At 62.5% G+C, this 12,503-nt stretch carries 9 protein-coding genes, 1 other RNA gene and 1 pseudogene; all 11 read right to left on the bottom strand.

Going from position 1 to position 12,503, the window contains the following annotated elements:
- Positions 1 to 102: 102 nt before the first annotated feature.
- Positions 103 to 561: pseudogene (gene tnpA / locus Q1X76_RS03030) on the bottom strand (IS200/IS605 family transposase).
- Positions 562 to 762: 201 nt separating this feature from the next.
- Positions 763 to 2,313, bottom strand: coding sequence for a ribonuclease Y (gene rny, locus Q1X76_RS03025; protein ID WP_300718065.1), 1,551 nt, complete (start codon positions 2,311 to 2,313; stop codon positions 763 to 765).
- A gap of 177 nt (positions 2,314 to 2,490) precedes the next feature.
- A non-coding RNA gene (gene ssrS, locus Q1X76_RS03020) (6S RNA) lies at positions 2,491 to 2,668 on the bottom strand.
- A gap of 17 nt (positions 2,669 to 2,685) precedes the next feature.
- Entirely contained in the window at positions 2,686 to 2,958 is a 273-nt protein-coding gene (gene zapA, locus Q1X76_RS03015) for a cell division protein ZapA (RefSeq protein WP_300718063.1), read from the bottom strand.
- Between the two features lie 8 nt (positions 2,959 to 2,966).
- On the bottom strand, positions 2,967 to 3,212 hold the full coding sequence (locus tag Q1X76_RS03010) for a cell division protein ZapB (RefSeq protein WP_300718062.1): 246 nt from the start codon (positions 3,210 to 3,212) through the stop codon (positions 2,967 to 2,969).
- Positions 3,213 to 3,413: 201 nt separating this feature from the next.
- Complete coding sequence (gene glmU / locus Q1X76_RS03005) at positions 3,414 to 4,769, bottom strand: bifunctional UDP-N-acetylglucosamine diphosphorylase/glucosamine-1-phosphate N-acetyltransferase GlmU (RefSeq protein ID WP_300718061.1); 1,356 nt, start codon at positions 4,767 to 4,769, stop codon at positions 3,414 to 3,416.
- Between the two features lie 546 nt (positions 4,770 to 5,315).
- Entirely contained in the window at positions 5,316 to 7,922 is a 2,607-nt protein-coding gene (gene clpB, locus Q1X76_RS03000; RefSeq protein ID WP_300718060.1) for an ATP-dependent chaperone ClpB, read from the bottom strand.
- Positions 7,923 to 8,148: 226 nt separating this feature from the next.
- Positions 8,149 to 8,454, bottom strand: coding sequence for a chaperone modulator CbpM (locus Q1X76_RS02995; RefSeq protein WP_300718059.1), 306 nt, complete (start codon positions 8,452 to 8,454; stop codon positions 8,149 to 8,151).
- 15 nt (positions 8,455 to 8,469) lie between these two features.
- Positions 8,470 to 9,399, bottom strand: coding sequence for a J domain-containing protein (locus tag Q1X76_RS02990; protein WP_300718058.1), 930 nt, complete (start codon positions 9,397 to 9,399; stop codon positions 8,470 to 8,472).
- 286 nt (positions 9,400 to 9,685) lie between these two features.
- On the bottom strand, positions 9,686 to 10,786 hold the full coding sequence (gene secF, locus Q1X76_RS02985; protein WP_300718057.1) for a protein translocase subunit SecF: 1,101 nt from the start codon (positions 10,784 to 10,786) through the stop codon (positions 9,686 to 9,688).
- 18 nt (positions 10,787 to 10,804) lie between these two features.
- Complete coding sequence (gene secD, locus Q1X76_RS02980; RefSeq protein ID WP_300718056.1) at positions 10,805 to 12,385, bottom strand: protein translocase subunit SecD; 1,581 nt, start codon at positions 12,383 to 12,385, stop codon at positions 10,805 to 10,807.
- Positions 12,386 to 12,503: the final 118 nt, after the last annotated feature.

Genomic DNA, 12,503 nt, shown 5'->3' with positions numbered 1-12,503 from the left:
GGAACCCACCGGCAAAGCCGGTGGTTCTTCATATGCGCCTGTAAGGCTTTTTTACCAGCCGCGCCCTAGCAGGCGCATAGCGGTCTGACATCTGCATTTTTGTTACTTGCGGCCCGTAAACGGGCTACCGGCGTACGGGAGACTCAGCCGTGTTCCCAGCTTGTCTTCATCCAGTTGTTTTTGGATATAATCACGAATTTTAGCTGCATTTTTGCCTGCCGTATCCACATAATATCCACGACACCAGAATTAACGGTTGCGATATTTAAATCGTAAATCTCCAAATTGCTCGTATATCATCAGGCTACTTTTTCCCTTCAAATAGTCCATGAATCCGGAAACACTCATTTTTTGAGGAATTTCAACCAGCATATGTATATGATTGGGACAGCATTCTGCCTCGATAATATTTACTTCCTTCCATTCACATAACTTGCGTAAGATCTCCCCTATGGCACGTTTTTTCTCGCCATAGAACACTTGCCGCCGATATTTTGGAGCAAATACTACATGATATTTGCAGTTCCATTTGGTATGAGCTAAACTCTTGATGTCACCCATAGTGACCTCCTTTTGGTTTGCTTCATGGTTGCAGTTGCCAGACCGCAGTCCAATGATAGCAAATCAAAAGGAGTTTTTATAACCTATGCAAAGCTTTAGGCTTTTTTGAACCTCCCGCCTAGCGGGAGGTTTTCGTTTCATACAAAAAAGAAAGGCGGCCACGCCATGACCGCCTTTCTTTCCTCGCTGCTTCCGCTGGCACTATTTGGCAAAACCCATGGCGCGACGTTCGCGGATGACCGTCACACGGATCTGCCCCGGATAGGTCAGGTTCTTTTCTATCTTCTCGGCAATATCCTTGCACAGCAGATAGGTGGCATCGTCGTCCACATTGTCCGGGTTGACCATGACGCGGATCTCGCGACCAGCCTGGATGGCATAGGCCTTGGAGACGCCTTCAAAGCTGGTGGCGATGCCTTCCAGTTCTTCCAGACGTTTGACGTAATTTTCCAGCAGCTCCTTGCGCGCGCCGGGACGAGCGCCAGAAATGGAGTCCGCAGCCTGCACCAGCACCGCCAGCGCCGTGGACGGACGCTGATCTTCGTGGTGGGCGGCGATGGCATGGATGATATCCTTGCCTTCATTGTATTTTTTGGCGATGTCGGCGCCGATGAGCGCGTGGGGCCCTTCGACCTCGTGGTCCACGGCCTTGCCGATATCATGCAGCAGGCCGGCGCGTTTGGCCTTTTTGACGTCCATGCCCAGCTCCGCAGCCATCATGCCGCACAGGGCCGAGACCTCAAGGGAGTGCTGCAGCACGTTCTGGGTGAAGGAGGTGCGGTAACGCAGCTGGCCCAGCAGACGGATGATCTCGGGATGGATGCCGTGGACACCGGCATCGAAGGTCGCCTGCTCGCCCACTTCGCGCACCTGGGCGTCCAGTTCCTGCTCGCATTTCTGCACGATATCCTCGATGCGTGCGGGATGGATGCGACCATCCTGGATCAGGCGTTCCAGGGCCATCTTGGCCACCTGACGCCGCAGGGGGCTATAGGCGGAGAGGATCACGGTCTCCGGAGTGTCGTCGATGATGAGATCCACGCCGGTGGCGGCTTCCAGCGCACGGATGTTGCGGCCTTCGCGACCGATGATCCGGCCCTTCATGTCTTCGCTGGGCAGGGTCACGGCCGTGACCGTCTGCTCGTTGACGTAATCCCCGGCATAGCGCTGGATGACATTGCAGAGGATCTCCTTGGCCTTGCGGTCAGCGGTCTCCTTGGCTTCCGTCTCGATCTGGCGGATCATCTTGGCCGATTCGTGGCGGGTCTTGGCCTCCACCTCGGCAAAGAGCCGGGCTTTGGCTTCTTCCGCCGTCAGGCCGGCGATCTCGGAAAGGCGCTGTTCCTGCTCGTCGATACGGGTCTGCAAGAACTCTTCCGACTCGGCCAGCTGGCGTTCCTTGCGGGCCAGATCCTTTTCCGTAGCCAGCAGCTCGTGCTCCTTGGCCGTGGCCTTTTCCAGCTTTTCTTCCAGCCGGCTGCCCATTTCCTCCAGCTTGCGCTCACGCAGCTTGACTTCGCGTTCGCGCTCCTTGAATTCGTTTTCCAGTTCGCGCTTCTGGTTGAAAAGGTCATCCTGCCCCTGGATGAGTATTTCCTTTTTCTGCGCCTGGGCCTCCTTGCGCGCTTCTTCCACGATGCGTTTGGCCAGCTCGTCAGCATCGCCGATGCGCTTGGTGGTCACGCTTTTGTACACCAGGGCACCGGCCAGCAGCCCGGCCACAGCGGCAAGGGCCAGCCATAAGATATCCATGAAATCCATAACCATCCTCTATAATCAACGGGGATCCCCCGGCAACATAAACAGCGGAAGCCAGCCTCCGCTCGAGGTCCACAGGGCGGAGGGCTGGCTTCTGACCGTAAAACGGCATCAGGATGGCTGCAGGCAAAGACCACGCCGAAGCGTGCAAGGAGTACGGCACGGGACAGAAAAATCCCCAGAGCGCCGTGTCATGACTTCGATGCAGAACCTGGTCTCCCAGGTGGGGGCCGTGTACTTTTCTCAGGCTTCCCGCAAGCGGGCGTGCTCACAAAAAGCAGAGACAGCTCCCTTTTTTATGCTTGTAAGGTCAGCACCGAGTCATAAATCACGCACACTCCAGGGAAATATGCTGTCATTGATGACTTAAACGGACTCTTCTATCTTTGAAAGCATGGCTTCGATGCGATTCTGCACATCGTCCAGCTTTTTTTGCGATTGCAACAAATCATCCGCCAGACCAAGAGCCAGTACCGTCAGCAGAATATCCTTGCTCTGCATGCCGTGTGACCTCAGTTTCTGGTCTGCAAACCGTCCTTCCACAAGGGCGATGGCCTCGCGCACCCGTTCCAGATCGGCACTATGCCGAAAGGAGACCGCGGTACCCAGGACGGTAAGGTTATAGTGTTCCTGACTCACTCACGAACCTACTCGGCGCTCGCATGCTCCTGAATAAGTCTCAGCAGAGCATCCATGCGATTGATGGCATCGCTTCGCACCTGCTCTTCTTTGTTCAGGTCCTCGCGCAGTTGGCGGTTTTCCTCTTCCAAAGACATTTTCGCGGCGATAGTGGCCTCAAGCTCGGAATGGAGACGACGTGTCTCCGCCAGAAGTTGGGCTTTCTGTTCCAGAAGGGCCAGTACCTGCGTTTCGAGTTGCTCTAGTGCTTCCATGGTTTTGGGTATAACACCGCCCCATGCCGATGGCAAGGCGGCCTCCGGCCGGGATCACGATTTTATGCAATCATAATTTATTGTATTTATTGACTATTAATATAAAATCCTCTCTTGCGGAAAAGAAAAATCTTTTCTGGACGACCAGCAGAAAGGGGAAGGCCGCCCGCCTTCCCCCGCTCTGTTTTTCATGCCAAACGGCTACAGCGGCTTGCGCGGCAGGTTCTTCTGCCGGCCCCGCGCGATCCCCATCTCGCCGTCCGGGACGTCCTTGGTGATGACGGAGCCCGCGCCGATCAGGGCGCCGTCACCCACGCGCACAGGCGCTACCAGGGCCGTATTGCTGCCGATGAAGGCATGCTCGCCGATGGTGGTCTTGAACTTGTGCTTGCCGTCATAGTTGCAGGTGATGGTGCCCGCGCCGATATTGGTCCCGGCGCCGATCTCGGAATCCCCCAGATAGGTCAGATGGTTGGCCTTGGCGCCCTTGCCCAGACGGGATTTTTTCAGCTCCACGAAGTTGCCCACATGCGAGGCTTCCTCCAGCACGGCGCCGGGCCGCAGGCGCGCGTAGGGGCCCACCAGCGCCGCCCCGCCCACATGGGCGCTCTCAAAATGGCAGAAGGAGCGCACTTCCGCGCCCGCTTCCACGATGCTGTCGCGCAGCACGCAATGGGAGTCGATGCGCGCGCCCTTGCGGATGACGCTGCGGCCGTAGATCTCGCACGGGCCGGTGATCTCCGCGCCCGGCTCCACCGTGGCCAGCGGGCTGATGCGCACCAGGGCGGGCGCATGCAGCATCACGCCGGAACGCAGCAGGCCGTCCGCCACGCGCTCACGCAGCAGCTCCTCACTGCGGGAAAGTTCCAGCGGCGAGTTGACGCCCATCAGGCTTTCGTCCCGGCCGCACCGCACGCCCTGCACCTTGCAGCCCTCGGCCACGGCCAGGGAAATGAGGTCGGTGATGTAGTATTCCCCGCTCTTGTTGGCATTGCCGATGCGCGGCAGCAGCCGGGCCGCCAGATCCAGGCGCACGCAGTACATGCCCGCGTTGACCTCGCGCGGTTCGGGCCCGTACACGGCAGGATCGTAATCCTTGGCTTCCACGATGGCGCGCACCTGACCGTCGGCGCCGCGGACCACCCGGCCATAGGCGGCCGGATCATCCAGCTCGATGGTGGCAAAGGCCAGATCGGCATCCCCGGAAGCTGCCACGAAATGGCGCACCACGGCCTCGGACAACAAGGGCGTATCGCCGTTGACCACCAGCACCCGCTGGCACTGGCCTTCCAGCGCCGGCATGGCCTGCATCAGCGCATGGCCCGTGCCCAGCTGCTGTTCCTGGCGCACGAAGGCGGCCTCCGGAAACGCGGCTTCCACCATGGCCGCCTGATGGCCCACCACCACCAGCACCCGCCCGTCGAACACGGGCCGGACGGCCTCCAGCACATAGCGCAGCATGGGTTCACCCAGGACGGTCTGCAATACTTTGGGCTTGTCGGAATGCATGCGGGTGCCCTTGCCCGCGGCAAGAATAAGGGCGGCTGTCTGCAACATGGGGGCTCCTTGGAAAAAAGATGAGGAGAAAATAGCCCCTCGGCCCGCAAAGGGCAAGATGGAAGGACATAAGGATGGGGAGCGATTCCTTCCCCTTGACAAGCTGCGGATAGCGTTGACACCCCTGGGGCGAGAAGGAAGGACCCTTTTGGAAAAGGCCCCTCCTTTCCCTCCCCGAAAACTTTTGCTCTGGAGGATGCCGAGACGGGAGAGGCGTCCGGGACGGGCGCACGGACGCAGGTCCCCCGGCGGCAGGATGCACGGGCATCAGGCATGGACAGGCCAGCGCGGTCCGCCGGAGGGCAGGATGCCCAGGGGTGTTTTATGTTGCCGCCCCCTTTGCCGGCGACGGGGCACGGCGCTGGACGCAGGCGCTGCCGTCTTCCATCAGGATATTGTCCAGAAAGCAAGGGACGCGGGCCTGGAGGGAACTTCCGGCACGGCGCCTTCCGGACTTTTCCGCTTCCACAGGGGAGCGGGCCGGAAGCGGAGCACGAAAAAGGCGGCCCCGAAGGGCCGCCTTTACTTTAAAAGCCTGGGGACAGATCACGCGAGGACCTGCCGGAAGACGAGCTTTTCGCCATCCACGTCAAGACGTACCGCGCTGCCGTCCAGAATCTTGCCGCTGACCAGTTCACGGGCCAGGGGCGTTTCCACATACTGCTGCACATAGCGCTTGAGCGGACGCGCCCCGTACACGGGATCGTAGGCTTCGCCTGCGATGAACTCGCGGGCGGCGTCCGAGATGCCCAGGGTGATCTTGCGTTCTTCCAGACGCTTGCGCAGGCGATCCATCTGCAGGTCCACGATGCGCGTCACCTGGTCACGGCGCAGGGGCAGGAAGAGCACGGTCTCGTCCACGCGGTTGAGGAACTCGGGCCGGAAGTGGCGGCGCAGTTCTTCCATGACGGCCTCGCGGGCGCCTTCCTTCAGGCTGCCGTCGCTGCCGATGCCATCCAGCAGATGCGGCGAGCCGATGTTGGAGGTCATGATCACGATGCAGTTGCGGAAGTCCACGGTACGGCCCTGGCTGTCGGTCAGGCGGCCGTCGTCCAGCAGCTGCAACAGGGTGTTGAAGACGTCGGGGTGCGCCTTTTCGATCTCGTCGAACAGCACCACGGAGTACGGCTTGCGGCGCACGGCCTCGGTGAGCTGGCCGCCTTCATCATAGCCCACATATCCTGGAGGCGCGCCGATGAGGCGGGACACGGAGTGCTTTTCCATGTATTCGCTCATGTCCAGACGCACCATATTGTCCTCGGTGTCGAACAGGGCTTCGGCCAGGGTCTTGCAGAGCTCGGTCTTGCCCACGCCCGTGGGGCCCAGGAAGATGAAGGAGCCCGTGGGCCGCGCGGGGTCGGACAGACCGGCACGGGCGCGCAGCACGGCGTCGGCCACGGCCTGCACGGCCTCGTCCTGGCCCACCACGCGCTGATGCAGCTGGTCGGCCAGATGCAGCAGTTTTTCGCGTTCGGATTCCATGAGCCGGGTCACCGGGATGCCGGTCCACTTGGCCACGATCTCGGCCACGTCGTCGGGGCGCACTTCTTCCTTGAGCAGGCGCGGCCCGTCGCCGCCGGCGGCGCCGGAGGCTTCGGCCAGCTGCTTTTCCAGATCCAGCAGGGTGGAATACTTGAGCTCCGCGGCCTTGTTGAGATCATAGGCGCGTTCGGCCTGCTCGATGGCCAGCTTGGTCTGCTCGATCTTCTCCTTGATGCCGCGCACGCTGTCGATGGCGTTCTTTTCCTTTTCCCACTGCTGCCGCAGCTCGCCCTGCTGCACCCGCAGCTCGCCCAGTTCGCTTTCCAGCTTTTCCAGACGGTCACGGGAAGCGGCGTCGGTCTCGCGGCGCAGGGCCTCGCGCTCGATCTCCAGCTGCATGACCTTGCGGTTCACCTCGTCCAGGTCGGACGGCAGGGAGTCGATCTCGGTGCGGATCAGGGCCGCGGCCTCATCGATGAGGTCGATGGCCTTGTCCGGCAGCTGGCGGTCCGTGATATAGCGGTGCGACAGGGTCACGGCCTCCACGATGGCGGAGTCGCTGATGCGCACGCCGTGATGCACCTCGAAGCGTTCCTTCAGGCCGCGCAGGATGGAGATGGCGTCCTCCACCGTGGGTTCGTCCACCAGCACGGGCTGGAAACGGCGTTCCAGGGCCGGATCCTTTTCGATGTACTTGCGGTACTCGTCCAGGGTGGTGGCGCCGATGCAGTGCAGCTCGCCGCGGGCCAGCATGGGCTTGAGCAGGTTGCCCGCGTCCATGGAGCCTTCGGTCTTGCCCGCGCCCACGATGGTGTGCAGCTCGTCGATGAAGAGGATGATCTTGCCTTCGCTCTTCTCCACTTCAGTGAGCACGGCCTTGAGGCGTTCCTCGAACTCGCCGCGGTACTTGGCGCCGGCGATCAGCGCGCCCATGTCCAGGGCGAAGAGCTTGTGGCCGCGCAGGCCCTCGGGCACGTCGCCCTTGACGATACGGAAGGCCAGACCTTCCACGATGGCCGTCTTGCCCACCCCGGCCTCGCCGATGAGCACGGGATTGTTCTTGGTACGGCGGGAGAGGATGCGCACCACGCGGCGGATCTCGGCGTCACGGCCGATGACGGGGTCCATCTTGCCCTGCCGGGCGGCTTCCACCAGATCGCGGGCATACTTGCTCAGGGCCTCCACCGTGTCTTCGGGGTTGGCGCTGGTCACCCGCGCGCCGCCGCGCAGGTTTTCCATGGCCTGGCCGAAGCTGGAGCGGCTGATGTTGTATTCCTTGAAGACCTCGCCCAGCGGCGTGCCGGGCGCGTTCTCGGCCAGCGCGGCGAACAGGTGGTCCACGCTGACGTATTCGTCCTTCATGCGCCGGGATTCGTTCTCGGCATCGCCCAGCACCTTGGCCAGTCGCTGGGTGATGGAGATGCGGTTGGGGTCCATGCCGCCGCCGGAGACGGAAGGCCGCTTGCGCAGCTTTTCCTCCACGGCCACGGCCAGAGCGCTGGTCTGCACGCCCATCTGCTCCAGGATGCGGGGCACGATGCCCTGTTCCTGACGGATCAGGGCCAGCGCCAGATGCTCGGCGTCGATATCCTGATGGCCCATGCCCACGGCGATGTTCTGCGCCTGGGTCACGGCCTCGCGGGCTTTTTCCGTGAATTTGTTGATGTCCATATCTTCCTCCACAATGCCGCTATGGACGGGGCCCGGCCGGAGCGCGGGCCGCCCCACGGCGGAAGGTGACCAAAATCATTCTCTCATGCAGGACTGTGCGCGGGCTGCACAGGCGGACGGAGCATGGCTCCGAAGGTCCCGGAGATTCCGGGCGGCGGCGTATGGCCGAAAAGGCTGCGGGCCACCGCCACGGATCCGTCTCCGCGCGCTGCCCGGCACAGAGGGATCAGTCGTCGAAATCCTGCAGTTCACGCACCTTGCGTTCCAGGGCGTCGATGCGCTCCAGCAGGTCCACGATGATGGTGCCGCCCACCACGGGCAGCTCGAAATCGCAGCAGATGCGTTCCAGTTTGCGCACGCGGTAGATGTCCGCATCGCGGAAAAACAGTCTGGCATCTTCCCCGGTGCGGCTCTCCAGCCAACCCAGGGCCAGCAGTTCGCGCAGGCGTTCGGGCGCGATGCCGGTACTTGCCATGAATTCTTCACAGACCATGACCACCGGGGCCATGTCATCCCTGTCTGATGTGTTCATCTCGCAACCTCCATCCTAGCCGCGGGCCCGGAAGGACGATCTTTCCGCCAGCTGCCGCCAGAGGGCCTTTTCCTCTTCCGAGGGCTGCTCGGGCACGCGGATCATCACCCGCGCCAGCAGGTCACCGCGATGCTGTGCCGGACCGAGCCCCTTGCCGCGCAGGCGGAACTTGCGCCCGGAGGAGGAACCGGCGGGGATGTTCATCTCCACCTGGCCTTCCAAGGTGGGCACGGGCACACGCGCTCCCAGGACCGCTTCCCACGGCGCCAGGACCACGTCGCACTGCAGGTTGTCGCCGTCCACCTTGAACACGGCATGCGGCAGGTAGCGCACCCGCAGGAACAGATCGCCGGGCGTGCCGCCGGAAACCGGTTCGCCCTGGCCGCCCAGACGCAGCTTGGCGCCCTCGCGGATACCGGAAGGCACGTTCACTTCCAGCGTCTTGGGCCCGAAGGCCGTCTGCAGGTTCACGCTGCGGCGGCCGCCGCGGGCCACTTCTTCCAGCGTCAGGGGCAGTTCGGCCTCCACATCGCGGCCGCGACGCGGCTGCTGGCGGAAACTGCCGAAAGGATCGCCGCTGAAATGACCACCGCGACCGCCCCGGCCGCCGAACAGGGTCTCGAAAAAGTCCGAGAAACCCGTGCCGTCGAAGTTCTGGCCGTTGAAATTGAAGTGCATATTTTCAAAGCCCGGCGCTCCCTGGAACTGCTGGCCATGCTGCCAGTTGGGGCCAAGCTGATCGTACATGCGACGCTTTTCAGGGTCCTTGAGCACTTCGTAGGCTTCGTTGATGTCCTTGAATTTGTCTTCGGCCTGCTTGTTGCCCGGATTCAGGTCCGGGTGATACTTGCGGGCCAGCTTCTTGTAGGCTCTGGCGATCTCGTCCGCGCCGGCGGAACGCTCCACGCCCAGAAGTTTGTAATAATCCTTGTACTCTACTGCCATGATGCTCTCCCCCAATCGGGTCTTCTTGCCAATAGGTAAGACATTCTTGCGCGGCGTCAAGAAACCGTCACACAAAAAAGCGCCCCTGAAAGAAACGCTTGACGGTGCTGCCGCATGGGCGTGGTTCCCGGACAGGACAGGGAAAGCCCTCCGTCCGGGCCGGAGGATGACGGCGCAGTGCTTCCCGGACAAAACAGGCAAAGCCCCTGCCCTGCCGTGTAGAGAAACAAAAAAAGCCGGGAAGGACGGCAGTCCCTCCCGGCCATGGTTTCCTTTCCGGCCGCGGCTACACGATGCCGTGTTCGCCGGGCTTCTCGTACACGGGGCGTTCCTGCTGATGCACATAGAACGCCGTGTCGCCCAGTGCCAACAGCACCGCCGAGGAGACATAGATGGACGAAGCCGTGCCCACGAACACGCCGATGAGCATGGTCAGGGCAAAGTCGTGGATCACGCCGCCGCCCAGCAGGAACAGGGCCAGGGTGGCCACAAAGGTGGTGCCGCTGGTCAGGATGGTGCGGGACAGGGTCTGGTTGACGCTGCGGTTGATGAGATCGGCCAGGGGCAGCTTGGGCGCGGCCCGCAGGTTCTCGCGCAGGCGGTCGTAGACGATGATGGTGTCGTTGAGCGAATAGCCCACCAGGGTCAGCAGGGCCGCCATGACGTTGAGGTCGATCTCCACATCCATGATGGAGAGCAGGCCCACGGTGATGAAGACGTCATGCATGAGGCCCACCAGCGCGCCCAGGGCGAAGTTGAGCTTGAGGGCGAAGCAGACCACCAGGGTGATGGCCAGGGCCACCAGCACCAGCCAGCCCATGCCCAGACCGGTGAGGCCGGCCAGATACATGCCGCCCCAGAGCACGGCGGCCATGGCCACGCCGGCCATCCAGCGCTGCTCGAAGCGGCCGGAGATGTAGACGGCGATGAGCAGGGTCGCGTAGTACAGGGCGCCCAGGGCCTTGTTGGTCAGGTCGTCGCCCACCTTGGGACCCACCATCTCCAGGCGCTGGATCTCCACAGTGTTGTCGGGGAAGGCCTTGGCCAGGGCCGCCAGCACATTGGTGCGCAGGGTCGCGGCGTCGGTGTTCTCCGCCGAGGAGAAGCGCAGCAGGTAGTCGCGCGCGCCATCGCCGAAGCGCTGGGTGCTGATGCCCGGCAGTTCGGGGATGTCCAGGCTCTTTTTCAGGACCTCGTCTTCCACGGGCTGGGCGAACTGCACCTGGACGATGACGCCGCCGGCGAAGTCGATGCCCATGCGCAGGCCGTTGCCCCACAGGGCCGAGCCCAAGCCCACCAGCAGCAGCAGGATGGACAGGGCATAGGCGATGTGGCGTTTGCCGATGAAATCTATCTTGGTATCATGCTTGATGAATGCGAAAGCCATGATTCTCTCCCGGCCAGCCTAGATGCTGATGCCCTTGGGGCCGCACTTGCGCGCCCAGTATTCAAAAATGGCCCGCGACACGAAAATGGCCGTGAACATGGAAGCCACGATACCCAGCGACAGCGTGACCGCGAAGCCGCGGATGGGGCCCGTACCGAACTGGTACAGGATCACCGTGGCGATGATGGTGGTCAGGTTGGAGTCGGTGATGGAGATGGTGGCGCGCTCGAAACCGGCCTTGACGGCCGCCAGCGGCGAGAGCCCCAGATGCAGTTCCTCGCGTATGCGCTCGTAGATCAGCACGTTGGCGTCCACGGCCATACCGATGGTCAGCACGATGCCGGCGATGCCGGGCAGGGTCAGGGTGGCACCGAAAGCGGCCATGCCCGCCATGACGATGAGCATGGTGAAGCAGAGCATGATGTCGGCGATGACGCCGCTCATGCCGTAGTAGATGGCCATGAACACCACCACGGCGGCGGCACCCACCATGGCGGCGTTGATGCCGCTGTCGATGGATTCCTGGCCGAGGGAGGGGCCCACGGTGCGTTCTTCCAGCACCGACACGGGCGCGGGCAGCGAACCGGCGCGCAGCACAATGGCCAGGTCCGTGGCCTCCTGGGTGGTGAACTGGCCGGTGATGACGGCGCGGCCACCGGCGATGCGCTGCTGGATCACGGGCGCGGAATAGACCTTGCCGTCCAGCACGATGGCCATGCGGCGGCCCACGTTCTCGCCGGTGATGCTCTCGAACAGGGTCGCGCCGCGGCTGTTGAAGCTCAGGCTGACGCTGGCGCGGTTCTTTTCAAAAGTGGGCTGGGCGTCGGCCACGTCTTCACCGGAAAGCATGGCGTCCTTTTCCAGAGCGATCAGGCGCGAGGCGGTCTCGCTGCCGTCGTGCCCCTTTTCCAGCAGGGGCAGGGCCATGACGCCGCTGGGCAGCACGGCCTTGTTGGGATCCACGTCATCGCGGACAAGGTGGAATTCCAGATGGGCGGTCTGCCCCAGGATCTGTACGGCGCGGCGCGGGTCGGACAGACCGGGCAGCTGCACCTGGATGCGGTGGCCTTCCTGCTTGCGGATGTCGGGCTCGGCCACGCCGAACTGGTCGATACGGTTACGGATGGTGCGCAGGGCCTGGTCCAGGGCCATGTCCTCGATGCGCGTGATCTCCTCGGGACGGAACTCGGCCACATAACGCAGGCCGGCTTCCGTGCGGCGGGGTTCGCCCACATTGAGCTGGGGGAAATATTTTTGCAGGATCTCCTGCAGCCTGGCTTCGTCATCCGCACGGGGCAGGGCAAATTCCAGTTTGTCATTGCCCACCACGCGGGGATGCAGCACCACGATCTTCTCGTCCTTGGCAAGGCGGCGGATATCCTGCCCGGCCAGCGCCAGCGAATTGCTGACAGCCTTGGCCACGTCCACGCCCAGGGTCAGGTGGATGCCGCCCTTGAGGTCCAGACCAAGGTTGATTTGTTTAGATGGCAAGACGTTCTCCAGCGCCGTCCCGATATAGGGCACGCTGGGCAACGCATAGACAAGGCACAGGCCGAACACGAGCAGGGCCACGGCCAAGCGCGAGCGCAAACCGATCATTTTGGGATACCTTCCGCACCTGTTGGAGATGTCCGTACAAACGGAAAGAGGCGGCCAGCCGGAGCCGGAACCGCCCGACACGACGCAGCGCCGTCCTGCACACAGGACGACGCCACGC

The sequence above is a fragment of the uncultured Desulfovibrio sp. genome, from assembly GCF_949282365.1.
Lineage (GTDB): Bacteria > Desulfobacterota > Desulfovibrionia > Desulfovibrionales > Desulfovibrionaceae > Desulfovibrio.
The sequence above is the reverse complement of the archived record's forward strand: the minus strand, read 5'-3'. Positions and strand labels throughout refer to the sequence as shown.